Annotated in this window: 21 protein-coding genes and 1 tRNA gene; 6 read left to right on the forward strand and 16 right to left on the reverse strand. The window is 50.0% G+C overall.

Features of this window, described 5'->3' with window-relative positions; all coding sequences use genetic code 11:
* The first annotated feature begins 301 nt into the window (after nt 1–301).
* Nucleotides 302–2,893, forward strand: coding sequence for an autotransporter YejO (gene yejO / locus ACJHWR_RS10525; RefSeq protein ID WP_024175761.1), 2,592 nt, complete (start codon nt 302–304; stop codon nt 2,891–2,893).
* A 102-nt stretch (nt 2,894–2,995) separates the two neighbouring features.
* Here yejO and ACJHWR_RS10530 read toward each other — a convergent pair.
* The 3 genes from ACJHWR_RS10530 to ACJHWR_RS10540 all read right to left on the reverse strand — a co-directional run bounded on the left by ACJHWR_RS10530 (nt 2,996) and on the right by ACJHWR_RS10540 (nt 5,154).
* Nucleotides 2,996–3,072 (reverse strand) — tRNA-Pro (locus ACJHWR_RS10530).
* Between the two features lie 74 nt (nt 3,073–3,146).
* Nucleotides 3,147–4,907: an LPS biosynthesis-modulating metalloenzyme YejM gene (gene yejM / locus ACJHWR_RS10535; protein ID WP_000256203.1), complete on the reverse strand. Its 1,761-nt coding sequence runs from the start codon at nt 4,905–4,907 to the stop codon at nt 3,147–3,149.
* Nucleotides 4,908–4,926: 19 nt separating this feature from the next.
* The gene (locus tag ACJHWR_RS10540) at nt 4,927–5,154 is read right to left on the reverse strand and encodes a YejL family protein (RefSeq protein WP_001135664.1); all 228 of its coding nucleotides are present in this window, start codon (nt 5,152–5,154) and stop codon (nt 4,927–4,929) included.
* Nucleotides 5,155–5,335: 181 nt separating this feature from the next.
* On the opposite strand from ACJHWR_RS10540, the gene yejK reads away from it, so the two are divergent.
* Entirely contained in the window at nt 5,336–6,343 is a 1,008-nt protein-coding gene (gene yejK / locus ACJHWR_RS10545) for a nucleoid-associated protein YejK (protein WP_000050789.1), read from the forward strand.
* A gap of 138 nt (nt 6,344–6,481) precedes the next feature.
* On the opposite strand, the gene rplY is transcribed toward yejK, so the two are convergent.
* Together rplY and ACJHWR_RS10555 are read right to left on the reverse strand one after the other, a co-directional pair.
* Nucleotides 6,482–6,766: a 50S ribosomal protein L25 gene (gene rplY, locus ACJHWR_RS10550; protein ID WP_000494186.1), complete on the reverse strand. Its 285-nt coding sequence runs from the start codon at nt 6,764–6,766 to the stop codon at nt 6,482–6,484.
* A 124-nt stretch (nt 6,767–6,890) separates the two neighbouring features.
* Nucleotides 6,891–8,651 carry a DEAD/DEAH box helicase gene (locus ACJHWR_RS10555; RefSeq protein WP_000578049.1) on the reverse strand — a complete coding sequence of 587 codons (1,761 nt, stop codon included), beginning with the start codon at nt 8,649–8,651 and terminating at the stop codon, nt 6,891–6,893.
* 149 nt (nt 8,652–8,800) lie between these two features.
* Here ACJHWR_RS10555 and rsuA point away from each other — a divergent pair, with 149 nt between their 5' ends.
* From rsuA to ACJHWR_RS10570, 3 genes are all read left to right on the forward strand, one after another.
* The gene (gene rsuA, locus ACJHWR_RS10560) at nt 8,801–9,496 is read left to right on the forward strand and encodes a 16S rRNA pseudouridine(516) synthase RsuA (protein ID WP_001234850.1); all 696 of its coding nucleotides are present in this window, start codon (nt 8,801–8,803) and stop codon (nt 9,494–9,496) included.
* 27 nt (nt 9,497–9,523) lie between these two features.
* Nucleotides 9,524–10,714: a multidrug efflux MFS transporter Bcr gene (gene bcr, locus ACJHWR_RS10565; protein ID WP_000213385.1), complete on the forward strand. Its 1,191-nt coding sequence runs from the start codon at nt 9,524–9,526 to the stop codon at nt 10,712–10,714.
* Between the two features lie 333 nt (nt 10,715–11,047).
* Entirely contained in the window at nt 11,048–11,392 is a 345-nt protein-coding gene (locus ACJHWR_RS10570; protein WP_000202798.1) for a YejG family protein, read from the forward strand.
* A 3-nt stretch (nt 11,393–11,395) separates the two neighbouring features.
* Here ACJHWR_RS10570 and yejF read toward each other — a convergent pair whose 3' ends face one another.
* From yejF to yeiP, 10 genes are all read right to left on the reverse strand, one after another.
* Complete coding sequence (gene yejF, locus ACJHWR_RS10575; RefSeq protein ID WP_000194913.1) at nt 11,396–12,985, reverse strand: microcin C ABC transporter ATP-binding protein YejF; 1,590 nt, start codon at nt 12,983–12,985, stop codon at nt 11,396–11,398.
* Nucleotide 12,986: 1 nt separating this feature from the next.
* Nucleotides 12,987–14,012, reverse strand: a complete 1,026-nt coding sequence (locus tag ACJHWR_RS10580; protein WP_001137750.1) for an ABC transporter permease — start codon at nt 14,010–14,012, stop codon at nt 12,987–12,989.
* Nucleotides 14,012–15,106, reverse strand: coding sequence for a microcin C ABC transporter permease YejB (locus ACJHWR_RS10585; protein ID WP_000501604.1), 1,095 nt, complete (start codon nt 15,104–15,106; stop codon nt 14,012–14,014). The genes ACJHWR_RS10580 and ACJHWR_RS10585 overlap by 1 nt, the downstream gene beginning before the upstream one ends.
* Nucleotides 15,107–16,921, reverse strand: a complete 1,815-nt coding sequence (locus ACJHWR_RS10590) for an extracellular solute-binding protein (protein WP_012311712.1) — start codon at nt 16,919–16,921, stop codon at nt 15,107–15,109.
* An 81-nt stretch (nt 16,922–17,002) separates the two neighbouring features.
* Nucleotides 17,003–18,559 (reverse strand): cyclic di-GMP phosphodiesterase, encoded by a 1,557-nt coding sequence (locus ACJHWR_RS10595; RefSeq protein ID WP_000470582.1) that lies wholly within the window; start codon nt 18,557–18,559, stop codon nt 17,003–17,005.
* 180 nt (nt 18,560–18,739) lie between these two features.
* Nucleotides 18,740–19,306, reverse strand: a complete 567-nt coding sequence (mepS, locus tag ACJHWR_RS10600; RefSeq protein ID WP_000241011.1) for a bifunctional murein DD-endopeptidase/murein LD-carboxypeptidase — start codon at nt 19,304–19,306, stop codon at nt 18,740–18,742.
* Nucleotides 19,307–19,717: 411 nt separating this feature from the next.
* A complete protein-coding gene (gene lpxT, locus ACJHWR_RS10605; RefSeq protein ID WP_000594599.1) occupies nt 19,718–20,431 on the reverse strand; it encodes a Kdo(2)-lipid A phosphotransferase in 714 nt (237 codons plus the stop codon).
* Nucleotides 20,432–20,469: 38 nt separating this feature from the next.
* Nucleotides 20,470–21,456, reverse strand: coding sequence for a zinc-binding GTPase YeiR (yeiR, locus tag ACJHWR_RS10610; protein WP_000198803.1), 987 nt, complete (start codon nt 21,454–21,456; stop codon nt 20,470–20,472).
* Between the two features lie 117 nt (nt 21,457–21,573).
* On the reverse strand, nt 21,574–23,040 hold the full coding sequence (locus ACJHWR_RS10615; protein ID WP_012311624.1) for a mannitol dehydrogenase family protein: 1,467 nt from the start codon (nt 23,038–23,040) through the stop codon (nt 21,574–21,576).
* A gap of 222 nt (nt 23,041–23,262) precedes the next feature.
* Nucleotides 23,263–23,835, reverse strand: a complete 573-nt coding sequence (yeiP, locus tag ACJHWR_RS10620; protein WP_001136827.1) for an elongation factor P-like protein YeiP — start codon at nt 23,833–23,835, stop codon at nt 23,263–23,265.
* Between the two features lie 154 nt (nt 23,836–23,989).
* On the opposite strand from yeiP, the gene ACJHWR_RS10625 reads away from it, so the two are divergent.
* Entirely contained in the window at nt 23,990–24,244 is a 255-nt protein-coding gene (locus ACJHWR_RS10625) for a YkgJ family cysteine cluster protein (protein WP_000389030.1), read from the forward strand.
* Here ACJHWR_RS10625 and setB read toward each other — a convergent pair.
* On the reverse strand, nt 24,241–25,422 hold the full coding sequence (setB, locus tag ACJHWR_RS10630) for a sugar efflux transporter SetB (protein WP_000551973.1): 1,182 nt from the start codon (nt 25,420–25,422) through the stop codon (nt 24,241–24,243). The genes ACJHWR_RS10625 and setB overlap by 4 nt on opposite strands.
* Nucleotides 25,423–25,786: the final 364 nt, after the last annotated feature.

A 25,786-nucleotide genomic window follows, 5' to 3' on the forward strand; every position in this document is an offset into this window, starting at 1 on the left:
TATTAGAATCATTATGTTTGAGCGTAGCGTTGGTAACGCTACCAGGCGCGTGAATGTTACCCCATTTTATGTATGGACATGTAGTGAAAACTACAACCTTGTCGTTCGCTTTGGCATCATTTTCATTATAAAGACGGAATTTTGCATCAGCTTCTCATCAAGAAAAACAACTAAAAAATCAATCACAATACTTGTGCATTTCTTTAAACAGTTTTTAAAAACTGACTCCGGGTATGGAGCTATGGGTATTTTCTTTACCCAATGCTTTTAACAGCAATTAATTTCATAGGATGAAAGCTCAATGCATCAATCTGGTTCTGTTTCTCTTTGTCGTTCCGCAATATCTGTTCTGGTGGCTACAGCGTTATATTCACCCATAGCATTGGCATCAACAGTTGAGTATGGTGAGACAGTTGATGGTGTTGTCCTGGAAAAAGATATCCAGCTGGTTTATGGGACCGCCAATAATACGAAAATCAATCCTGGCGGAGAACAGCATATTAAAGAATTTGGTATAAGTAGTAATACTGAAATTAACGGCGGGTATCAGTACATTGAAATGAATGGCACCGCAGAATACTCAGTATTAAATGATGGTTATCAAATTGTTCAAATGGGTGGCGCGGCAAACCAGACTACCCTCAATAATGGTGTGCTACAGGTTTATGGCGCGGCGAATGAACCTACGATTAAAGGCGGGCGCTTAATCGTTGAAAAAGATGGGGGGACCGTCTTTGCCGCTATCGAAAAGGGAGGACTACTGGAGGTTAAAGAGGGGGGATTTGCGCTTGCGGTAGATCAGAAAGCAGGCGGTGCGATTAAAACAACCACGCGGGCCATGGAGGTATTCGGAACAAACCGTCTCGGTCAGTTCGATATCAAGAATGGTATTGCTAATAATATGCTGTTGGAAAACGGCGGAAGTTTGCGAGTTGAAGAAAATGACTTCGCTTATAATACCACTGTGGATAATGGCGGCTTACTGGAGGTTATGGATGGCGGGACTGCAACTGGCGTTGATAAAAAAGCAGGCGGAAAATTAATTGTCTCAACGAATGCGCTGGAAGTGAGTGGTACAAACAGTAAAGGCCAATTTAGTATAAAAGATGGTGTGTCAAAAAATTATGAACTGGATGATGGTTCCGGGCTCATTGTTATGGAGGACACGCAGGCCATTGATACTATCCTTGATGAGCATGCCACTATGCAATCGCTGGGAAAGGATACTGGTACGAGAGTGCAGGCAAATGCGGTATATGATCTCGGTCGATCAGATCAGAATGGAAGTATCACGTATTCCTCTAAAGCCATCTCTGAAAATATGGTTATCAACAATGGCCGCGCTAATGTCTGGGCTGGCACAATGGTTAACGTTTCAGTCAGAGGGAATGATGGCATTCTTGAGGTCATGAAGCCGCAAATAAATTATGCACCCGCTATGTTGGTGGGTAGTGTCGTGGTTTCTGAGGGCGCTTCTTTAAGAACGCATGGTGCCGTGGATACCAGCAAAGCGGATGTTTCGCTCGATGGTAGCTCATGGACCATCATTGCCGATATCACTACGACGAACCAAAACACCCTCCTCAACTTAGCCAACCTTGCGATGTCTGACGCAAATGTGATTATGATGGATGAGCCAGTGACTCGTTCATCAGTGACGGCAAGTGCGGAAAATTTCATTACGTTGACCACCAATACCCTGTCGGGAAACGGCAATTTTTATATGCGTACCGATATGGCTAATCATCAGAGCGATCAGCTCAACGTCACCGGTCAGGCAACAGGTGATTTCAAAATATTCGTTACGGACACCGGTGCCAGCCCGGCAGCAGGAGATAGCCTTACACTGGTAACGACGGGCGGCGGTGATGCTGCATTTACGTTGGGCAATGCCGGAGGCGTTGTTGATATCGGTACGTATGAATATACCTTGCTGGATAATGGCAACCATAGCTGGAGTCTGGCAGAGAATCGCGCGCAAATTACCCCTTCAACCACTGATGTGCTGAATATGGCGGCAGCACAACCGCTGGTATTTGATGCAGAACTGGACACCGTGCGTGAGCGTCTTGGTAGCGTAAAAGGCGTTAATTACGATACGGCGATGTGGAGTTCGGCAATTAACACCCGCAACAACGTGACCACTGATGCGGGAGCTGGCTTTGAGCAAACATTGACGGGGCTGACGCTCGGTATCGATAGCCGTTTCTCCCGTGAAGAAAGCAGTACAATTCGCGGCTTGTTCTTTGGTTACTCTCATTCTGATATTGGTTTTGATCGCGGCGGCAAAGGCAATATCGATAGCTATACCCTGGGGGCTTATGCCGGTTGGGAGCATCAGAACGGTGCCTATGTTGATGGGGTGGTGAAAGTTGACCGTTTTGCCAACACCATCCATGGCAAGATGAGTAATGGGGCAACAGCGTTTGGCGATTACAATAGTAACGGCGCGGGTGCTCATGTCGAGAGCGGGTTCCGTTGGGTTGACGGATTGTGGAGTGTTAGACCTTATCTGGCCTTTACCGGCTTTACCACAGATGGTCAGGACTACACGTTATCAAACGGCATGCGCGCGGATGTGGGAAATACCCGCATATTACGGGCTGAAGCGGGAACGGCGGTAAGCTATCACATGGACCTGCAAAACGGTACGACGCTGGAACCCTGGCTGAAAGCCGCCGTACGTCAGGAATACGCCGATTCTAACCAGGTGAAAGTTAATGACGATGGCAAATTTAATAATGATGTGGCTGGAACCCGTGGCGTTTATCAGGCTGGGATAAGGTCATCGTTTACCCCGACGTTAAGCGGTCATTTGTCAGTCAGTTATGGCAATGGCGCAGGGGTAGAATCGCCGTGGAATACTCAGGCGGGTGTGGTCTGGACGTTCTGATAACAGAAAATAAACAGGCTGTGATGTGTCACGGTCTGTTTATCGAATTAATTGCAGATATAAAAAAACCAACCGTAATGGTTGGTTTTTTCTTGGGATTTTTGGTCGGCACGAGAGGATTTGAACCTCCGACCCCCGACACCCCATGACGGTGCGCTACCAGGCTGCGCTACGTGCCGACTCGTGGCTGCTAATACTACCGTTTTCCACACCGATTGCAAGTAAGATATTTTGCTAACTGATTTATAATTAATCAGTTAGCGATAAAACGCTTCTCGTCTGTCAGTACTTGCAATAACAAACTTAACTGTGGTTTTTCATCTTTCACTCTTTCACCACGTAAGTTGTAAGTACGGTATTTACCGTTATTGTTCAGCACCAGCGTCTTTTTCGGGGTGGTAATTGCCAGCGTATCGTTATCCGCGGCGGTAACCCAGTAATGACGGCGTTGAGGGTTGAACAAATCCTGACCTTGCGAATATTCGCTGGCAGGTGTGCTGACATGTAGCAGGCGTTGCATCAGCGTCGTCATCAGATCGGTATGATCAGTCAGAGCATTAATACGCTGCGCCGGCGTGCCTGGCCAGTGAATCACTAATGGCACCTGCAGATGACCGTGGGACCAGTCAAAGGTTTCTTCCTCTTCGCTCAGCGGAATACCCCGACCGGCAGTGATAATCACCACCGTATTGTCCAGTTTGCCAGAATCACGCAGTGCATTGAGCACGCGGTTGATCTGGTCGTCGACATTGCCTGCCGCCCGGCTATATTTCCGTGCAAATGCCTGCTGATTGCTGTCGTCAATGTTAGTGCCATTGAAAGAAACCCACGAGAACCAGCGGTTATCTTCTTGTGCGTAGCGGCCCAGCCAGTTGATCCACTGCGTGGCGGTCTGCTCGTCGGATTGGGTGCGTACGCTCGGCATCGAGAAATCTGACAACAATGCCTGGCGATACAGCGGGCTGGTAAAGCCATCTGATGAGAATAATCCCAGCTGATAGCCTTGTTGATTAAGCGCAGTAATTAATGCCGCAGGCGTACGGGTCGACAGAATGCCATCCATATAGCTCGGCGAGATGCCATAGAACAGGCCAAAGATGCCGTTGTCTGTAGTGTTGCCGGAGCTCATATGGCGCGTGAACGAAATATTTTGCTCAGCAAAACCTGCCAGCGCAGGCATCTGCTTCTCGAAGCGTGAGTAGTTCAGGCCATCGACAGTAATCAACAGCACATTCTGCCCGGTGCCCATATCGCGATAGCGCAGTTCGCTTAACGGATACTGAACGGAAACGGCGTCAGGATTACCTTGCTCAATGAGACGGCGTTGATACTCCTGCGCATCAAGCAGACCATGCTTCTCAAGAAAACGTCGCGCCGTCATCGGGTACGAAAGCGGCAGGTTAGCGCGTTGCATGGTGATCGGGCGATAGAAGTTGGCATCGGCCCAGATATACACCACATGCGAGGCGATAAAGGCGATAAATAAGAATGCGGCCAGCGGGCGCGCGAAGCGTCGACGACGCGTCAGGCTGCGCAGCTTTTGCCAGCTCCACGTCGCAAACACCAGTTCAAGCAATAAAATAACCGGCACGCTGATGAACATCAGCTGCCAGTCGCGCGCCATCTCATTTTCGTCTGGGTTGATAACCAGTTGCCAGACGATGGGATTAAGATGGAGATGGAAACGAGTAAAGACTTCGCTATCGATCAGTAATAGCGTCATTCCCGCCGTTGCCAGAATGACGGACAAAAACCTCATCAGCCTCTGGGAGCCGACGATAAAGGTCAGCGGGAAGAGGATCAGCAAGTAGGTGGCGAACACCAGGAAGCTGAAATGACCGATAATGCTTACGTAGGAATAAATGCGACCAGCAAGCGTTGTCGGCCAGTCGGCGATAAACAGGTAACGGCTGCCAATGACGAGCGAAAGCAGAATATTGAACAGTGCAAACCAGTGCCCCCAACTGACCATCTGGGAGACTTTTTCACGGTAGCGCTGACGATGAGTTACCATAACCTGTTATCTGTTTCCCTTAGTGCGCTTTGTCTTCGTTGATAGAGGACTGTAAGGCGCGGGCAAAAGAGTTGGCAATTGCCTGGCGTTGGGCCGGGGCAATGCTGGTGTTGATAAGGTTAGTGACCATGTTGCCTAACACCATCAGGGAAAGGTCGGTCGGAGCCTTATGTTTTTCCAGTATGTTGAGCAGCTCTGCGAGCAATTGTTCAACCTGTTCATCACTGTAGCGGGAAATTTGTGGCATAAATCGAAATCAGTTAGTTGATGAAAGGGCAACATATTACCGTAGCAACGGTTTTTTTTCTGCTTTTTTATGCGTTAAATCATTCTCGTTACGCTGCCTTCTGTAAAATGACCGCCATCTTTTATTGCGTCGCTTAACCGGCGGTGGTTGAATACCGCCCGGTCTTAAAGGAGAGTTTATCATGAGTCTGGATATCAACCAGATTGCTCTGCACCAGCTTATCAAGCGTGATGAGCAGAACCTTGAGCTGGTGTTGCGCGATTCATTGCTGGAACCGACAGAAACCGTCGTTGAGATGGTGGCAGAACTGCATCGGGTCTATAGCGCCAAAAATAAAGCTTACGGCTTGTTTAGCGAAGAGAGTGAACTGGCGCAGACGCTGCGCTTACAGCGTCAGGGCGAAGAGGACTTTCTGGCATTTAGCCGCGCGGCAACCGGTCGCCTGCGTGACGAATTAGCGAAATATCCTTTTGCTGACGGTGGATTCGTGCTGTTTTGCCACTATCGCTATCTGGCGGTGGAGTATTTGCTGGTGGCAGTTCTGAGCAATCTGAGCAGTATGCGCGTTAACGAAAATCTCGACATCAACCCAACTCATTATCTTGATATCAATCATGCGGATATTGTTGCGCGTATCGATTTAACCGAGTGGGAAACCAATCCAGAGTCGACCCGCTATCTCACTTTCCTGAAAGGGCGAGTAGGGCGCAAAGTGGCGGATTTCTTTATGGATTTCCTCGGTGCCAGCGAAGGGTTAAACGCGAAAGCGCAAAACCGTGGGCTGTTGCAAGCGGTCGATGATTTCACTGCCGAAGCACAACTGGATAAAGCAGAGCGACAGAACGTGCGCCAGCAGGTTTATAGCTACTGTAATGAGCAGCTGCAGGCAGGTGAAGAGATTGAACTGGAATCGCTGTCGAAAGAGCTGGCTGGCGTCAGCGAAGTGAGCTTCACGGAGTTTGCGGCTGAAAAAGGCTACGAACTGGAAGAGAGCTTCCCGGCAGACCGTAGCACACTGCGTCAGTTGACGAAGTTTGCCGGTAGCGGCGGTGGCTTGACTATTAACTTTGATGCGATGCTGTTAGGTGAACGCATCTTCTGGGATCCGGCGACCGATACCCTGACCATTAAAGGCACGCCGCCGAACCTGCGTGACCAATTGCAGCGCCGGACGTCTGGCGGCAATTAATCGGTTTTGTGTTCTGAATGCCAGATGCGGCGTGAACGCCTTATCTGGCCTGCAAAAAATAGCAATACCGTAATCAGGCATAATTTGCAGAGACAAAAAACCCCGCCGGAGCGGGGTTTTTTACAACTTATTCAGCAATTAAGCGCGAACGAAGTCGATGTGCAGCAGCTTCGGTTTGTACGGGTGACGCTGTACGTCCTGAGCTTTAACTTTGATTTCTTTACCGTCAACAACGATGGTCAGAACTTCGCTGTAGAATTCAGCTTTAACTTGCATGTTCATGACTTTGTCGTGATCCAGTTCGACAGCCAGCGGCGCTTCTTTGCCACCGTAGATGATTGCCGGGAACTTGTTAGCGGCACGCAGGCGGCGGCTCGCACCCTTACCCTGCTCTTTACGTACTTCTGCGTTGATAGTAAACATTTCTTTCTCTCTTAAATTAATCCTGCTACAGGCGACCCAGCAACAGGTAAGTGATCTGCTTTGCGTATGCAAAAGCGGGCGAGATTCTATACTCAATCGCCTTATACATCAATCAAAACTACCATTAACCGCGTAATTCGTGCGCCCGACGAAAACGACCTTCGTAATCGAACACTTTTTCACGCACTTGCCAGTACTGACCTTTCATGCGGGCAACGACAAAATCCGGGTGTCGCAATAAGGCTTGCTGGGCGAGGATATCGGCGGCGGTGATCCAGCGCAGCGGGATGCCCGGTGTGCGCGTATGCGGGCGGATAAAAAGCTGCTCGAAGGCAGTTCGCTGGGCGGGCGTTTGCAGACGGAAACGCTCACTCACATCCGCGCCGTCTTCATCGTAATAGGTGATTTTCAACCATTCGCCTTTTTCGTCGTGCCCATGCTGCAAAGACATGCCGCTACAGCGTAATACCAGCGCGTCTTTCAGTCGTAGCGCCGCTTTTAACATATCATCCGGGTCAACCAGAATGGTGTCACACTCGCGGCAACGGCGGGCGGCAATATCATTTTCTGCGTTACATTGCGGGCAATTTTTAAAACGGAAACGGAAGTCACACTGTTCGCGATGACCGTCGTCATCTTCAAACCATCCCTGACAGCGGCGACCAAAGTGTTCAATCAATGTCCCGTCGGCGGTCGTTTTCCCCCAAAAGGTGTTGGCAAAACCGCAGGCAGGGCAGAAAACCTGTACCGGAACGTTGTCACTTTTGCCTTTCGGTGTACCAACTTCCGGCGCGTAGAGATCGTGAGGATTACCCGCATAATCAAGAATTAAGCAATCAGTCTTGCCAGGAGCGAGACGCAGACCTCGCCCGACAATTTGTTGGTAAAGACTCACCGATTCGGTAGGGCGCAGAATGGCGATAAGATCGACGTGCGGGGCGTCAAATCCGGTGGTCAGTACCGCGACGTTGACCAGATAGCGAAAACGCTGGGCTTTAAAATCTTCAATTAACACATCGCGCTCAGCGCCGGGGGTGTCGCCAGTAATCAGTGCAGCATCTTCGGTGGGTAGTAATCCCACAATCTCTTTTGCGTGTTCAACGGTGGCGGCGAAAATCATCACCCCTTTGCGCGTTGCAGCAAACTCCATAATCTGGTTGATGATGTGCGGGGTAATACGTTGTTGTTTTTTCAGCTCACGGTTGAGATCGGCTTCGCTGAACAGCCCGTTACTCTGTGCCTGCAAGCGGCTGAAATCGTATTGCACTACTGGCATATCCAGTCGTTCTGGCGGCGTCAGATAGCCGTGTTTAATCATATAACGCAGCGGCAGCTCATAAATGCAGTCACGGAAAAGGGCTTTCTCATCGCCGCGTACCATGCCGTGATAATGGAACTGATAAATCCAGCCTTTGCCCAGTCGAAAAGGCGTGGCAGTCAGCCCCAGCAGGCGTAAGTGGGGATTCACTTTGGTCAGGTGAGTGAGGATTTGCTGATACTGGCTCTCTTCATCGTCACCAATACGGTGACATTCATCGACAATCAACAGCGAAAATTCACCCTGAAAGGCATCAAGATTACGGGCGACCGACTGCACGCTGCCAAATACCACTTTACCGTGGCTCTCTTTGCGCTTTAGCCCGGCGGCAAAAATATCGGCTTCCAGCCCCAGCGCCTGATATTTTGCATGGTTTTGCGCCACCAGTTCTTTAACGTGTGCCAGCACCAGCACGCGACCACGTGCCAGCCGCGCCAGTTCCGCTATCACCAGGCTTTTACCTGCACCGGTGGGCAGCACGATTACGGCAGGGGTTTTATGACGACGAAAATGGTTGAGCGTGGCATCCACGGCTTCTTGCTGATATGGGCGGAGTGTAAAAATCATGGTCTCGCGTAGGTAGATTATTCTGCTAATAGTATGCCACGGATCTTTTTCCCTTGAGGGAAGTTATTAGACCGCTATACTGGGCAGACAACAGTTCAGATTTTCGGGTCATTACCCGACCTCCGTTTTTTACAGGCAAAATCACACACATGCGACTTGATAAATTTATCGCACAGCAACTCGGCGTTAGCCGTGCTATTGCCGGGCGTGAAATCCGCGGCAATCGTGTCACCGTCGATGGCGAAATCGTCCGTAATGCAGCGTTCAAACTGCTCCCTGAACATGATGTCGCTTACGATGGCAATCCGCTGGCGCAGCAACACGGTCCACGTTACTTCATGCTCAATAAGCCTCAGGGCTATGTTTGCTCCACGGACGACCCTGATCACCCAACGGTGCTCTATTTTCTTGATGAACCAGTGGCGTGGAAACTGCACGCCGCAGGGCGGCTGGATATCGATACCACCGGTCTGGTACTAATGACTGATGATGGTCAGTGGTCGCACCGCATTACTTCCCCGCGCCATCATTGCGAGAAGACCTATCTGGTGACGCTGGAATCACCCGTAGCTGACGATACGGCAGAGCAATTTGCTAAAGGCGTGCAACTGCATAACGAAAAAGATCTCACTAAGCCGGCGGTGCTGGAAGTGATTACCCCAACGCAGGTTCGTCTGACCATCAGCGAAGGGCGTTATCATCAGGTGAAACGCATGTTCGCCGCCGTGGGTAACCATGTGGTTGAGCTGCATCGTGAACGTATTGGCGGCATTACGCTGGATGCTGATTTAGCCCCCGGTGAATATCGTCCGTTAACTGAAGAAGAAATTGCCAGCGTCGTCTAACTTTTCAATGACTTTCAGGAGCCCGTTGTGACCACCCGACAGCATTCGTCGTTTGCTATTGTTTTTATCCTTGGCCTGCTGGCCATGTTGATGCCGCTGTCGATTGATATGTATCTGCCTGCGCTACCGGTAATTTCAGCGCAGTTTGGTGTACCGGCGGGCAGTACGCAGATGACCCTCAGTACTTATATTCTGGGCTTTGCGTTGGGGCAGTTAATCTACGGGCCGATGGCAGACAGCTTCGGGCGTAAGCCGGTGGTTCTTGGCGGTACGCTGGTGTTTGCCGCCGCCGCGGTGGCGTGTGCGTTGGCACAAACCATCGATCAGCTGATTGTGATGCGTTTCTTCCACGGGCTGGCTGCGGCTGCGGCCAGCGTGGTTATCAACGCTTTGATGCGTGATATCTACCCGAAAGAAGAGTTCTCGCGGATGATGTCGTTTGTCATGCTGGTGACGACCATTGCACCGCTGATGGCACCGATAGTTGGCGGCTGGGTGCTGGTGTGGCTGAGCTGGCATTACATCTTCTGGATCCTCGCTGTGGCGGCGATTCTGGCTTCGGCAATGATCTTCTTTCTGATCAAAGAAACCTTACCACCGGAGCGTCGCCAGCCTTTTCACATTCGTACTACTATTGGTAACTTTGCGGCGCTGTTCCGTCATAAGCGTGTCCTGAGTTATATGCTTGCCAGTGGTTTCAGCTTTGCCGGGATGTTCTCGTTCTTAAGCGCCGGACCGTTTGTCTACATTGAAATTAACCACGTCGCGCCGGAAAACTTTGGTTATTACTTTGCGCTAAACATTGTTTTTCTGTTCGTGATGACTATCTTTAACAGCCGCTTCGTTCGCCGTATTGGCGCGTTAAATATGTTCCGCTCGGGGTTGTGGATACAGTTTATTATGGCGGCGTGGATGGTCATCAGTGCGCTGCTGGGGCTGGGATTCTGGTCGCTGGTGGTTGGCGTTGCGGCGTTTGTGGGCTGCGTGTCGATGGTGTCATCCAATGCGATGGCGGTCATTCTTGATGAGTTTCCCCATATGGCGGGAACGGCATCTTCGCTGGCAGGAACCTTCCGTTTCGGCATAGGGGCAATTGTTGGCGCATTACTTTCTCTTGCGACCTTTAACTCTGCATGGCCGATGATTTGGTCAATTGCATTCTGCGCAACCAGTTCCATTCTCTTCTGTCTGTACGCCAGTCGGCCGAAAAAACGGTGATCTATTGCACAACGAGGAAGCTAAAAGGCTTCCTTTGTTGATGCATGTCAACCACAAATCTATCATTCCCCCGATATATGTTTATTTTATGTAAAATCAATTTATGTAAAAAGTCACATCATTGTAGTTAAAAAGGTTGAGTTAGATCGCAGAAACGGGTACATATAGCCCCGCAAACGTGACCACGCCCGCAGATATTATTTAAATCAGAGCCATAGAGGCCACGCAGGCGAGGCATCAATCTTTACGATCTGTATAAAGACGGATTGTTGATGATGTGTTAAAATTGATGTAAATAAATTGTGAATTAAAATATGCTTCCGGGGAAAATAAGTGACTTCATTACAACTCTCAATCGTCCATCGACTGCCGCAGAACTATCGCTGGTCTGCTGGTTTCGCAGGTTCGAAGGTTGAACCGATTCCGCAAAATGGACCGTGCGGTGACAACAGCCTGGTGGCGCTTAAATTGCTTAGCCCGGATGGTGATAATGCATGGTCGGTGATGTACAAACTAAGCCAGGCGTTAAGCGACATCGAAGTTCCATGCTCGGTACTGGAGTGTGAAGGTGAGCCGTGCCTGTTTGTAAATCGCCAGGACGAGTTTGCTGCAACATGCCGATTGAAAAATTTTGGTGTGGCAATTGCCGAACCCTTCTCAAACTACAATCCTTTTTAAGCGTCAGCTCAACGCCAGTAGCTGACGCGTATACTCCTGCTGCGGTGCGGCAAACACGCGCGCGCACGGTCCTTGTTCCACTACTTCCCCTTGTCGCAGTACGATAACCTGATGACATAACGCGCGGACAACGTGCAAATCGTGACTGATAAACAAATAGGCCAGTTGATGCTTTTGTTGCAATGATTTCAATAGCGTCAATATTTGCGCCTGCACCGTTTTGTCGAGTGATGATGTTGGTTCATCAAGAATGATCAGCGAGGGCTTAAGAATTAACGCCCTGGCAATCGCAATACGTTGCCGCTGACCACCAGAGAACTCCGCCGGATAACGGTGGCGTGTTTCAGGATCTAATCCCACTTCATGCATCACGGCTATCACTTGTTGTTCGCGTTGTGCGGCAGAAAGCGTCGGCTGGTGAACCCGTAAGCCTTCCTCAATAATTTGCAAAACGTTGAGTCGTGGGTTGAGTGAGGAGTTTGGATCCTGAAATACCACCTGAATGCGATGACGAATAGGTAACAGCTGGCGGCGATTTAAATTTTGCAGTGGCTGACCGTCAAAGACGATGCTGCCATGAGAATTAATCAGTCGCAGCAGCGCCAGTCCCGTCGTGCTTTTCCCGGAACCGGACTCGCCCACTAAACCCAGTGTTTCACCCGCCCGTAGCGTAAAACTGATGTTTTTCACCACCACATTATGATCCACAATGCGCTTCAAAATCCCTTTGCGAATGGGGAAGGCAACCTGAAGCTGTTCAACATCCAGCAACGTAGAGGCAGGTTCTGGCAATGGCACCGGGTCGCCAGATGGTTCACTGTTGAGTAGCTTTTGTGTGTAAGGATGAGTGGGTGAGGCAAATAGCGTAGCAGCGTTATTTTGCTCGACACAGCGACCGTTTTGCATTACCGCCACGCGGTGGGCCAGTTTTCTGACAATGCTGAGGTTATGAGTAATAAACAGCATGCCCATATTCAGCTCGCCTTGCAGTTCGCGCAACAGCTGTAAAATCTGCGCCTGGACAGAGACGTCCAGCGCGGTGGTCGGTTCATCGGCAATTAATAATTCCGGTCGCGTTAACAGCGCCATCGCAATCATCACCCGCTGGCGTTCGCCGCCGGAGAGCTGATGCGGATAATCTGTTAGCCGTTTTGCCGCCTGGCGGATACCGACGCGATCAAGGCAGTTAAGAATTTCGCCACGAGCCGCTTCCCGACGCATCCCGCGGTGGAGTGAAAGCACTTCATAAAGCTGTTTTTCCAGGGTATGCAATGGATTTAATGACACCATCGGCTCCTGAAAAATCATGGCAATCTTATTACCGCGTACACCGCGTAACGTTTGATCGCTGGCATGAAGCAGCGATTCGCCATGAAAACGAATATCGCCGGAGAGATATTCAACCGGCGGGGAAGGGAGCAGGCGTAAAATTGACAGCGCGGTAACGCTTTTGCCTGAACCTGACTCACCCACCAGCGCCAGCGTTTCGCCAGCCTCAATCTGAAGTGAAACATCATTGACTACTGTACGTACGGTTTGCTGATGGCGAAAACCCACCGACAAATTTTCAATCGCTAACAGAGTTTGCGTCATGCTACACCGCCTTATTAGGATCAAATGCGTCGCGGACGGCTTCACCAATAAAGATCAGCAAAGACAACAATATCGCCACCGACAAGAAGGCGGTGATCCCAAGCCACGGGGCCTGAAGGTTATTTTTCCCTTGTAACAGCAGTTCGCCGAGTGACGGTGAACCGAGCGGCAGACCGAAGCCGAGGAAATCGAGTGAGGTCAGGGTGGTGATCGAACTACATAAAATAAACGGTAAAAAGGTGAGGGTAGCGACCATGGCATTTGGCAACATATGACGCAGGATGATACTGCGATCGCTGACGCCAAGCGCCTGCGCCGCACGGATGTAGTCGAAATTACGGGTACGTAAAAACTCCGCCCGCACCACGCCGACCAGACTCATCCAGCCAAACAAGACCGTAATTGCCAACAGCCACCAGAAGTTAGGCTGTACGACGCTGGAAAGTAAAATAATCAAAAACAGCGTCGGCATCCCCGACCATACTTCAATAAAACGTTGCCCCCAGAGATCGACTTTACCGCCGTAATAGCCTTGTAGCGCCCCCGCCAACACGCCCATCACGCTGGAGCAGAGGGTCAGCATCAGGCCAAACAGAACTGAGATCCGCGTGCCATAGAGAATGCGCGCCAGCACATCGCCGCCATTGGCATCCGTTCCCAGCCAGTTTTGCCGGGAGGGTGGAGCAGGGAAGGGCTTATCGGTAGCAAAGTTGATACTGGTAGCACCAAAGCGAATCGGTGCCCACAGTACCCAGCCGTTATTTTCCAGCCGTTGTTTCAGCCACGGGTCCTGATAATCAGCCTGACTTGCCAGCGGGCCACCAAAATCGCTTTCGCTGTAGTTTTTCAACAACGGGAAATACCAACTGCCGTCATAACGTACCAGCAACGGTTTATCGTTGGCGATAAGTTCAGAACACAAACTCAAACCAAACAAGACGAGGAAAATCCATAACGACCAGTAGCCGCGACGGTTATGGCGAAAACGCGCCCAACGGGCCTGATTGACGGGGCTGAGTCGCGGCATTAGCGTCCCTCAAAATCTATACGCGGATCGACCAGCGTATAGCTGATATCACTGACAATATTCAGCAGCAGGCCAATCAGGGTGAAAATATACAAGGTACCAAACATTACAGGATAATCGCGCGAGACGGTCGCTTCGTAGCCCAGTAAACCAAGACCATTGAGTGAAAACATCACCTCAATCAGCAGCGAGCCGGTAAAAAACATGCTGATAAACGTCGCCGGAAAACCGGCAATCACCAGCAGCATGGCGTTGCGGAACACATGTTTCCAGAGAATATTTTTTTCACTTACCCCTTTCGCGCGCGCGGTCACCACGTATTGCTTGCGCACTTCATCAAGGAATGAGTTTTTTGTCAGCATGGTCAGCGCTGCAAAGCCACCAATCACAGTCGCCAGCACCGGCAGCGTGATATGCCACAGATAATCGGTGATTTTCTGATACCACGGCAGCGAATCAAAGTTAGCGGAAACCAGGCCGCGCAGAGGGAACAGGTCGAAATAGCTGCCGCCCGCGAAGAAGACAATCAGCAGGATGGCAAACAAAAAGGCCGGAATGGCGTAGCCGATGATGATAAATGCGCTACTCCAGACGTCAAAGCGGCTCCCATTATAAACAGCTTTGCGAATGCCTAACGGAATCGACACCAGATAGATAATCAGCGTGCTCCACAATCCGAGGGTGATGGAAACCGGCAGACTGTCTTTAATCAGCGTCAGCACCGAGGCGCTGCGAAAAAGGCTGTCGCCAAAATCAAAACGGATGTAGTCCCAGAGCATTTTGAAGTAACGTTCGTGGATCGGCTTATCGAAACCGTAGCGATGAGTGATCTCGGCGATCACTTCTGGATCTAATCCGCGTCCGCCACGGTAATTACTGTCGCTGATATTGCCGACGCCCGTTTGCGCATGGCTGGCGCGAACACCTTCACCGCCTGCGCCGGGTAATACTCCGGCATTGCCAAACTCAATGGCGGCGATGGCCTGGTCGACCGGACCGCCAGGCGCAATTTGCACGATGAAAAAGTTGATAGTGATAATCGCCCATAGCGTTGGGATCACCAGCAACAGACGGCGAATCAGATAAGCGCCCATCTACTCTCCCTGTTGTCTGGCTGACGGCAGTTTCGTCGCTTTGTTAACGTCATACCACCAGGTATCGATACCCAGGCTGTAAACAGGGCGTACAGCGGGGTGGGAGAATTTATCCCACCAGGCGAGACGGTCTTCCGCCATATACCACATTGGCAGCATGTAATAATTCCACGTTAATACGCGATCCAGTGCTCGCCCCAACGGCAGTAATTTTTCTTTATTTCCCTGCGCGGCAATAATTTGGTTGATCAGCGAGTCGATAACCGGGCTTTGCACGCCGGGGGCATTATAAGTGGAATTGATATATTCCGATGACCAGGAAATCTGTAAATCGGAACTGGGCCACGGCATCGCCCGCCATACGCGCGGCATCATGTCATAGTCGCGACTGCGCATGCGGTTGGTGATTTGAGAGTTATCCACCTTGCGAATATCCATGTTGATACCCAGACGTTGCAGGCTGTGCTGGAACGGCAATACCCACTGACTATTACTGCTTGAGGGAAGCAATAATTCAAAGCTGAGTGGCTGACCCGTTGTGGCATTAACGCGTTGCTGACCCTTCAGCACCCAGCCTGCTTCGTTAAGAAGTTTGTCGGCTTTTAACAGGTTGTCACGATCGTAGCCATCGCCTTTGGATACCGGCGGCTGGTAGATTTGCGTGAAGACTTCTGGCGGTAGATCTTTTTTCATTGGTGCCAGAAGCACCAGCTCCGCGGCGTCGGGGTAATTTCTGGCCGCGTATTCGGTATTCTGAAAATAACTGTTCGTGCGACTCCAGGCATTGTAAAACAACGCTTTGTTCATCCATTCAAAGTCAAAGGCGAGAGTGATCGCTTCCCGCACCCGGCGATCGCTGAATACCGGACGTTGGATATTAAACGCCAGCCAGCGCGTATCCTGGGCTGATTCGTTCTTTTGCTCATCTTTGATGATGTATTTTTTATCGAAATTTTTACCGGTATAGCGCGTGGCCCAGTTTTTGGCGTCGTTTTCCATACGCAAATCAAAGGCACCTGCTTTAAACGCTTCAAAGGCGACATTATCATCGAGGTAATAATCGTAGCGAATGGTGTCGAAATTCCAGCGTCCACGGTTTACCGGTAAGTTTGCTGCCCAGTAATCTTTTACGCGGGAATAGACAATATTTTGCCCCATTTTCCAGGACGTAATGCGGTACGGACCACTGGCAAGCGGAGGCGTGGCGAGCGGGTCGCTAAGTTTGTGATCTTTCCAGTACTTTTCTGGAAATACCGGCAGCGAAAACAGACTCAGCATATCTTCTTTGCCGGGTTTAGCTAACTCAATGCGCACGGTTAACGGCGCAATGGCTTTGACGGTGGTGCCTTTGTAGACCAGACGAAATTGCGGCACGCCTTCGGTCATAAATTTTTGAAAAGTAAACTCTACATCGCGGGCAGTAATGGGCGAACCATCATGAAAACGGGCGCGCGGATTAATAGCGACCTCCACCCAGGAATAATCGTCAGCATAGCGTGCGCTTTCAGCAATCAGCGGGTAATAACTGCCTGGTTCGTCATCGGAAGTCGTAAATAGCGTGTCGTACAGCTGCTCGGTGCGTGCGCCCGGGTTGCCGCGTAGTGCATAGCGGTTGAAATTATCGAAGGTGCCGAGGGCGGACAACGTTATTTGCCCACCTTTTGGCGCGGCGGGGTTCACATAATCAAAATGGTTGAAATTAAATGCGTACCGGGGTTCGCCCAGTACGGCAAAGGCATAGCTTTCCTTGATAGCCTGCGCCTGCGCACCAAAGGTGAACAGAGCGATAAACAGCAGCAGTATGCGCACAATCATCTGCAACGGATTTCCTTTTACTCATCATTAGCCGCAATCCGGCATGCTTTCACTATGAATAATAAGGGACGTAAGCACACCTTACCACTGCGGCGTATACGGTTTCTTCAGCCAGCGAACAAAATCGTCCAGCGGTAACGGGCGACTAATCCAGTAGCCTTGCATGAAATTAACGCCGCGTTCGCTTAGCCATCGTGCCTGTTCTGGCGTTTCGACCCCTTCAGCAACTGTCAGCATATTGAGACGTTTCGCCAGCGTCAGCACCGCGTCAAGTACGGGTGAAGTGATCGTTTCCGTACCGATGGCGTTGATAAATCCACGATCAATTTTCAGATAATCGAGCGTAAAACGCTCAAGATAGATAAGCGCGCTGTGCCCGGTGCCGAAGTCATCAATAGCAATTTCTACGCCGACCGAATGCAGCCAGGCGAAGAGTTGTGTGGCTTCTCGCTCTTTCAGCATATCGCGCTCGGTAATTTCCAGCACAATCTGGAAATGGTGTGCGGGCAGGGAAGTGAGCAGTTTCTGGATATCCGCTTTAAAGCTTTCGCTGTGCAAGTGGGCCGGCGCAATGTTAATGCCAAATTTGACGCCTACCGGCAGTACTTTTTCTAATTCTGCGGCATCGCGGGCAATCAACTCAAACAGGTGCTGAGTCAGTGGCACAATCATCTTTTGCGCTTCGGCAAAGTTAATGAAGGCATCCGGGGGGATTTCTCCTGCTACTGGATGCCGCCAGCGTAGCAGTACTTCCAGGCCCGTTACCCGCAAAGCTTGTGTATCAACCACCGGTTGATATACCACGTAAAATTGTTCGCGCTTGATGGCGGTCATGATTTCTCTGCCTGGGCGCATACGCACACTCATCAGGTAATAGCAGAGAAGTCCAACGAAAGTTCCACTCATGCCACCCAGTAAAAATGCGTACCACACATCGTTCCATGTCCAGTCATCCGCATAAAGCCGAACGGTCAGAGGAATGCCCGCAATTTTAGTTTCACGGACCGGCATGTCGGTTAATTCATTAACATTCATCAAACGTGAAGAAAAGGTAGATAGCGCAGTATTACCAATAATGAGGGCGAGGCCATCGTAATCTTCCTGCCGTGAACTATAAAAGAGTGAAGGCGTCAGGTTGAGATTCAGAGCGGCAAAGACGCCGCTATTTTTCAGCAAAGGGTTGCGATACCAGATGACGATTGCGGGTTTGTTCGGCACCATCGGCGTACCGGGTAAGATCGCCATATCGACATTTTTATTAATGTCGAGCGCCGGAATCAATTCTTTTAGTGGAATGTCCATCTCACCAGTCGCAGATGAACAGAATGTTTTTTTATCTTTCACCAGCACAAACGTACGGACATTCATGCTAAACGCCGCGCGAGCGGTCAGTTCGGGGTTAGCCTGCTGGCAGGTATCTAAGGTCAGCGGCTGAAGCCGGTCAGTAGTGGATTTCAGGTCGGCAAAATAGGTATCGAGATACTTTTGTACGTCGGTAATCAGTGTGTCGTATTTGACTTCGTGCTTATGCCAGGCCACTAAAAACTGAAGGCAGCTCACCAGTATCGCAATCATCACGCCTGCAACAATGCAGGTAAGCAGGAGCTTACGTCCAGAATTGGGAGCGCGTATGAACATGATTCCGTTAATTTCCTGAAATTACGACAACATTTAAAAGATAACAATGACCGGACTATAGCCTGGATCAAGACGCGGAAACATCATTTTCTCTGATGAATGAAAACAAAAAAGCACTGCCTAAGCAGTGCTTTCAGTTAACTCGTCAGGATAGCCAAGGGATTGCATCCAAACGGTTTATTAGCTGCGGCTGAGAACCCGGCGTGCTTCGTTGTAACGCTTCTTCCAGTATGGTTCATTCATGCTGGAAATAATAACGCCACTGCTGGTGGAAGCATGGACAAACTGGTTGTTGCCGATATAAATACCGACATGGCGTCCCGTTGAACCGGCACGGAACAGAACTAAATCACCCGTACGCAAATTACTGCGGGAAACAGATTTACCCATTTCCTGCTGTTCATAAGTCGAACGCGGAAGTTCTAAGCCAAATTGCTCACGGAATGTACGCTGTACGAAACCAGAACAATCGATGCCTTTTTTAGTGCTGCCGCCCAGACGATAGCGTACGCCTTTCCAGTCAGCATACTGATCCATAATTCGCGATTTTACGTCGACATTACGAACCAGGTTTTCAAATTCATCCTGAGAAGCTTGCAGTGATGATGTTTCACTACCCACTGCACGTGTCTCAGGATGCATATTCTTTGCGGTGTTATTTGCACTACATGCAGAAAGCAGAACCGCTACTGCAATCGCGGGGATCCCGCGCAAGATATATCTCAAAATCGGTTGAGATTTGACCATGTTGTTTGTTTTCCCTTGAAGTCCTTAACGACAAATATCGTTATAAAAAAATGCCAAGCGACACGAGACTAATTACCTGGGCATGTTGAAACAATTCCTTAAGGCCAAATCTGTGGACTAACGCACAAAATTATATGCTGTGAGGATAATCTACCGCCGAGGCAAAACGAGTTCGAGATTACCCGATTGGTGCGGTCTTGGCGAGCGGTTTTACATGATTTTTTATAAGAAAAAGTGATACAGAAAGTTAATAAGCGGGATTGGTCAATTAAAGTACGATTGAGTGAAACGCATGCAATACATTCATTTACTTAGAGAATGATTTTTGCGTTCGATAGATGAAAGCACGGTGCGCATCATCAGGATTATCCTCACTATAAAAATAACCCTGATGATGTTAATTACTGTGAGTTATTTGTTTTGGAAATGTTTGTTTTTTCCCGGTAGTGATTTGTCAAAAAAGGTGATTAATCGATCACTTAATGGCGTCAGCAACACCCAGGGCAAACCGATCAATATCACGGTCATCGAACCAACAATGATGTCAGTAAACCAGTGTGCGCCAATCATTACTCTGGGAAATGCAAAAACCACAAAAATAATAAGGGCGATAAGGCCTGCAACTTTGCCGAAATAACGCCACATGAATGCCGAAAAAATAAGCAGCATCATACCGTGATCGCCGGGAAAGCTATCTCGTGAGGCATCTTTCGTGGGAACAGAGAGCAGTTCGCTGACGCGGTTAATATCGGTAAAAGTCAATGTTGGGCTGGCCCGTTTTACAGGAATTAATGCCTGACCCAGCTGGTTTAATACTACTGCAGTTAATAGCATGACCAGACCAATAATCACGATACGTCGTCTGCCAGGGGCGTTTTCTTTCAGCCAGAAACTCAGCATCAACATACCCATCGCCAGCAGTGAACAACCGTCGAAGGCGCGATTGTTGGTCAATGCAACCAGCCACAAAAAGGCCTTACTTTCGACCAGTTTCTGATTAAAGAAATAAAAAATATCCGCATCAATCGGCAACCAGAATCCATGATTAACGGGAATATACCAGGAAAGAAACAGCGCGAGGCCGACAATATTCAACAACACTATTTGCGGCAAATTTTTAATCATATTTTCTCTAATTATCTTACTGAAAAACGCAGGCAACCTTACGCGGTAGTCGCTAAACGAAGCTTCAACAGCGCGCTCTGCAAGGCATTCCAGTCAGCTTCGCTGCTGGAAATCAGCTCAATACGGCTGTCCGGTGGCGCAACGTTTTGCGTTTCAATGTGCAGGTCATCGCCCTGACGGTTGATTCGCACCAGCCCTTCGGGAATACGCAGCACGCCTTTGACGCGTTCTACCGGTGCAAGTCGCGCCCATTCCAGAATGCCAATGGTGTCGAATACCGTATCAGCGTCGAATATCCAGCCGCAGGCCTGATATCCTTGCCCGCTGTTCAGACTGCGACGCCAGCGTTGATGCTCTGGCAGGCTTAACGCTGCTAACCCTTTTTTCACGACATGCTGATGAGAATGCGCGGCGCTGGCGGGCAACTCGGCTAAATTGCGACGCGGCAAATCCAGAAGATGACCGTCAACTTTCCCATGCGCGCTGTGAATTAATTGCCGATCGCCACCATTTTGCTGCCACCAGCGCTGTAGCGCTTGCTCACTTTCGGGCGTCGCACGGTCGGATTTATTGGCGACAATAATGTCTGCGGCAGCCAGCTGGTCACGGAAGTTTTCATTGCTGGCGCTTTTTTCGTCCAGCAGCAGGCGTGGATCGAGAATGCACAACGTGGCGCGCAGATCTATCCACGGTTCATACACGGGCGCGGTTAAGAGATCGAGGATCTGTTTCGGATGGCCCAGCCCGGTCGGCTCTATCAACAAGCGGTCTGGTTTTCCCTGACGCAGTAAGGTATTCAACCCTACCTGCATGGGTAAACCATTAACGCAGCACATACAGCCGCCGGGGATCTCTTTCAACAATGCGCCGCTATCGGCGAGCAAAGCACCATCAATTCCGACTTCCCCAAATTCATTAACCAGTACCGCCCATTTTTCGTTGGGATCTTTATGGGCTAACAGATGAAGAATCGACGTAGTTTTCCCGCTGCCGAGAAAACCGGTGATGAGGTTGGTTCTGGTCACAACGGCTCCGCAATACTCTTAAAAGTTAACTGAGCGTTAATCCTGGCTAAAAAAGGCAGAAAAGAGAAGGGGAGAGCGGACGAAGGCGAGCTTCATCCGCTTTAACCGCAGAAATCGTTAAATTTTGAGGGTGTTTAATAGCGCTTGATGCGCGCCGAATTGTGCGATTTGTTGCCAGGCTTGTTCGATTGCCTGCACAAAATGCGGGTTATCTGGCAGATCATCACTGAAAACTTCACGCAGAGAAAGCAGGGCGGTTACGCGTTGTTCACTGTTACTGCCCGCAACAAGTTCGCAAATTTTATCGCTAAGCGGATCGCGAACATCAATGGCATTTCCGGCATCATCAACGCCGCTGACGTAACGCATCCAGCCTGCAACGCCTAATGCCAGCAACGACCAGTCCGTTTCGCGCGCCAGATGTATGCGAATACCTGCCAGCATACGTTGCGGTAATTTCTGGCTGCCATCCATCGCGATTTGCCAGGTCTTATGTTTCAGCGCCGGGTTAGCAAAACGTGCAATTAACTTATCCGCATATTGTGTTAAATCGAAATCTTTAATCCGCAGTGTCGGCGCTTGCTCATCCAGCATTAATGTTCTGGCGGCATGGCGAAATGCGCGATCCTGCATGCAATCACTGATATGGGCGAATCCTGAGAGGTAACCCAGATAAGCGAGAAAAGAGTGGCTGCCATTAAGCATACGCAGTTTCATCTCTTCCCATGGCAGGACATCATTCACCATTTGTACACCTGCGACTTCCCAGGCAGGACGCCCAGCGACGAAGTTATCTTCCACCACCCACTGGATAAACGGTTCGCAGCTAATCGCACAGGGATCATTCACCCCCAGATGCTGGCTGATTTCCGCCAGTGATTCGTCGGTTGCTGCCGGAACAATACGGTCGACCATGGTTCCCGGAAAACTGACGTGTTCTTTTATCCACCCGGCGAGTTCTGGTGAACGTTTTTCCGCCATCCCCAGCACCGCGTTTTTCACCAAATGGCCATTGTCGGGAATATTGTCGCAGGAGAGTACGGTAAACGGTGCAAGGCCGCGTTCACGGCGTCGTTTCAGTGCTTCGACGAGAATACCCGGCGCGGAGTGAGGTTCTTCAGGATTTTGAAGATCGTGAATAATCCGCGGATTGCTGGTGTCGAGTGCACCGGTGGCCGGGTCAATACAATAGCCTTTTTCGGTAATCGTCAGGGAAACAATTGCCACCTGTGGCTCGCAAAATTTCTCAATAATTGCCGCTAAGGAATCCAGTTTTGCATTCAGGCAGTCGTGAACGGCACCGACAATTATCGCCTGATTGCCGTCCGCACCTTTCTCCAGCACGGTATATAAATGGTTCTGTGCGCGGAGCTGGCTCATCAGTTGATCGCCGCTGAACAAGCTGATCTCACAGATCCCCCAGTCGCCGCCCTGGGCATTCAGCACACGATCGGTCAGTAACGCCTGATGAGCGCGGTGAAAGGCTCCAAAGCCAAAATGAACGATACGTGATTGCAACTGCTGGCGATCGTAGCGTGGAGCGTGTACATGATGCGGGAGCGTAACGGAGGCGATTGTATTCATAGGAGTCACGTCTTAGTAACGATTAATTAACAATGACAGTGTAAAGTTATATGACAGCAATTGAAATTGGTCTGGATTGTTAATGCGATGAAGTGTGAGGGCGATCAATCAACGAGTGAAAATTGCGGGCGTAAGGTGTTCAGGAAGCGCAAAATAGAAGATTGGTATAATAAATTAAAAAAGGGACAGCCTGAGCTATCCCTTTTCTGCATGCGGCTGAAGTTAGTCAGCACGACCCATATAACGGCGTTCTTCGATATGGATACGAATTTTTTCGCCCGGGCTTAAGTATTCTGGTACCTGAATCACCAGACCAGTGCTCAATGTCGCCGGTTTGTTACGGGCGCTGGCAGATGCCCCTTTGATGCCAGGTGCGGTTTCAACGATTTCCAGATCAACGGTCTGCGGTAGCTCAAGCGCCAGCAGTTGACCGTCCCAGGTCAGCACCTGCATGTCCGGCATGCCGCCCTCAGGCATAAACAGCAACTCTTCTTCAATCTGATCTTTGGTGAAGGTATACGGGGTATAGTCTTCTTTATCCATAAAGACATATTCGTTGCCATCGACATAGGAGAAGTCAACGTAACGGCGGGTCAGCGTCACGGTGTCAACGATATCATCACCTTTGAAACGCTCTTCTACTTTCAGCCCGGTACGGACATCAGAAAAACGCATTTTGTACAGCGTAGCGGCACCGCGGGCAGTGGGCGACTGAATATCAATATCCTTAACCAGCAGCAGTTTGCCGTTGTAATTCAGTACCATACCTTTTTTAATTTCGTTCGCTCTTGGCATCGAAAAATTCCTGTAGTCGAAAATGTCAAAAATATCGCGACAAAGTACTCGCGACGGGCCTTTCGGGCAAGTGGTATTCGCACTTTTGCTGGTGCAAAAAAGGTGGTACTGTGCGCGCTCATCAATCCGGTGGTTAACCTTAAGAGAACAACGTATGGAATGCCGTCCGGGTTGCGGGGCGTGTTGCACTGCCCCTTCAATTTCCAGCCCTATTCCCGGTATGCCAGATGGCAAGCCCGCCAATACGCCCTGCATTCAGCTTGATGAACAGCAACGCTGTAAAATTTTCACCTCGCCACTGCGGCCGAAAGTCTGTGCAGGCTTACAAGCCAGCGCTGAAATGTGCGGTAACTCGCGTCAGCAGGCAATGACCTGGCTTATCGATCTGGAAATGCTGACCGCGCCTTAAACATCTTTAATCCGCAGTAAGCAAAACAGAGTGGCGATAATCATCACCATCGCAAACCAGAACACAGCGTGATAATTCCAGATCTCGGCGACGATGCCCGCCACAGATCCTGCGATGATCCAGCCCACGCGCGACGTGTTGGTATAGAGCGTGGTGGCTGAACCTGCCTGACCGGGCATCAAATCCTGAAAATAAAGCATCCCGATGCCGCCCAGAATGCCAATAAAAATAGCATTTAGCAGCTGCAAGCCCAACAGAATGGCAGGTGAATGCGCCATCAGCATTCCTGCGTAAAAACAGACGCCACCCACGGCAGCAACGCGCATTAAGAAACGCTTACCCAGACGTTTGGCAAAATATCCGGCAATCAACATGGTCGGGATTTCCAGCCCGGCGGCGGTCCCCATCATCACGCCTGCCAGTTTCTCGGGAAGATGCAGTTCGTTGATAATAAATAGCGGCATGTTGATGATGTACAGGCTGTTCGAGCCCCACATCAATGTACAAATGACAAACAGCAGCAGCGTATCGCGACGGTTACGGCGCGGCGCTTCAACCGTGCCGGTCGCCAGCGGAAGCTCTTTTTGCATCGACGGTAAAAACAGCCACACCATCACGCCGCAAACAATAAACGCTACCGCTGCGCTCAGATACATTACCGTAAAGCTGAAACCCATCGCTAAGGCATAAGCCAGCGGCGGGCCAATGACCCATGCCAGTGAAACCTGAGCGCGTAAAAAAGAGCTGAACATCACCGCCTCACGTCCGGTTTTGTCGGCATGTTCACGTGCAAGGGCAAACATTTGCGGGTTAGCGGTCGAGCCAAAGCTGCTAAGAAAGACGCCAACGAATAACAAAACAAAGTAGTTGCGATTCCAGGCAAAAAGGGTGCAGGCCAGCACGCCTAACAGGCAGCAAAAGACAATCAGCGATTTGCGATCGCCGCGCTTATCAGAGCGCCCGGCGAGAAACTGACTGACCAGAATCCCAATGACAGCGCTGCCGGTAAAGAAGAATCCCACCATCGCCGGACGGGCATGTACTTCATCGGTAAGGAAAATACTGAGTGTCGGGGTTTGCAAAGCGCCCGCAATACCGGTGAGAAAGGCAACGATTAAAAACGCCGTCGAGGTCAGATCAAACGATTTCGCGCTGGAGACTGCGGGGGAGTTATGCATGCTGGTCGATCACTGGAAGAGGAAGACGCGGAGTTTACGCTGCTTGTTAGAAAATAAACAGACAGCGAAATCAAAAGCGCCACGAATAATCAAAATGCCATTTCACTGTTGCTGATTGGCTGCTGACGCTGCTGAAATGAAATTGCTGATAACGGATTTTCCCATCAGCAATTAGGAAAAATGACAAAAAATTGTGCAGCACATCAAACTTTTGCTCATTAGTTTGCGGCTTTCCTTGCGTGCTGAAACAGAAGTATTATGCTTTCTTGAAACGTTTCAGCGCGATCTTGTCTTTAACCCTAAGCCAGGTTGGCGCTTTTTTTCTCATAGAAGCTGAATCGTTTCAATTCAGCAAGAGAGGAGA

It is taken from the genome of Escherichia sp. WS568, assembly GCF_046486085.1.
GTDB lineage: Bacteria > Pseudomonadota > Gammaproteobacteria > Enterobacterales > Enterobacteriaceae > Escherichia > Escherichia coli.

Coding starts and splice junctions, on each gene's coding strand:
- yejO (WP_024175761.1), top strand. CDS start 302: ATGCATCAATCTGGTTCTGTTTCTCTTTGTCGTTCCGCAATATCTGTT.
- yejM (WP_000256203.1), bottom strand. CDS start 4,907: ATGGTAACTCATCGTCAGCGCTACCGTGAAAAAGTCTCCCAGATGGTC.
- ACJHWR_RS10540 (WP_001135664.1), bottom strand. CDS start 5,154: ATGCCACAAATTTCCCGCTACAGTGATGAACAGGTTGAACAATTGCTC.
- yejK (WP_000050789.1), top strand. CDS start 5,336: ATGAGTCTGGATATCAACCAGATTGCTCTGCACCAGCTTATCAAGCGT.
- rplY (WP_000494186.1), bottom strand. CDS start 6,766: ATGTTTACTATCAACGCAGAAGTACGTAAAGAGCAGGGTAAGGGTGCG.
- ACJHWR_RS10555 (WP_000578049.1), bottom strand. CDS start 8,651: ATGATTTTTACACTCCGCCCATATCAGCAAGAAGCCGTGGATGCCACG.
- rsuA (WP_001234850.1), top strand. CDS start 8,801: ATGCGACTTGATAAATTTATCGCACAGCAACTCGGCGTTAGCCGTGCT.
- yejF (WP_000194913.1), bottom strand. CDS start 12,985: ATGACGCAAACTCTGTTAGCGATTGAAAATTTGTCGGTGGGTTTTCGC.
- ACJHWR_RS10580 (WP_001137750.1), bottom strand. CDS start 14,012: ATGCCGCGACTCAGCCCCGTCAATCAGGCCCGTTGGGCGCGTTTTCGC.
- ACJHWR_RS10585 (WP_000501604.1), bottom strand. CDS start 15,106: ATGGGCGCTTATCTGATTCGCCGTCTGTTGCTGGTGATCCCAACGCTA.
- ACJHWR_RS10590 (WP_012311712.1), bottom strand. CDS start 16,921: ATGATTGTGCGCATACTGCTGCTGTTTATCGCTCTGTTCACCTTTGGT.
- ACJHWR_RS10595 (WP_000470582.1), bottom strand. CDS start 18,559: ATGTTCATACGCGCTCCCAATTCTGGACGTAAGCTCCTGCTTACCTGC.
- mepS (WP_000241011.1), bottom strand. CDS start 19,306: ATGGTCAAATCTCAACCGATTTTGAGATATATCTTGCGCGGGATCCCC.
- lpxT (WP_000594599.1), bottom strand. CDS start 20,431: ATGATTAAAAATTTGCCGCAAATAGTGTTGTTGAATATTGTCGGCCTC.
- ACJHWR_RS10615 (WP_012311624.1), bottom strand. CDS start 23,040: ATGAATACAATCGCCTCCGTTACGCTCCCGCATCATGTACACGCTCCA.
- yeiP (WP_001136827.1), bottom strand. CDS start 23,835: ATGCCAAGAGCGAACGAAATTAAAAAAGGTATGGTACTGAATTACAAC.
- ACJHWR_RS10625 (WP_000389030.1), top strand. CDS start 23,990: ATGGAATGCCGTCCGGGTTGCGGGGCGTGTTGCACTGCCCCTTCAATT.
- setB (WP_000551973.1), bottom strand. CDS start 25,422: ATGCATAACTCCCCCGCAGTCTCCAGCGCGAAATCGTTTGATCTGACC.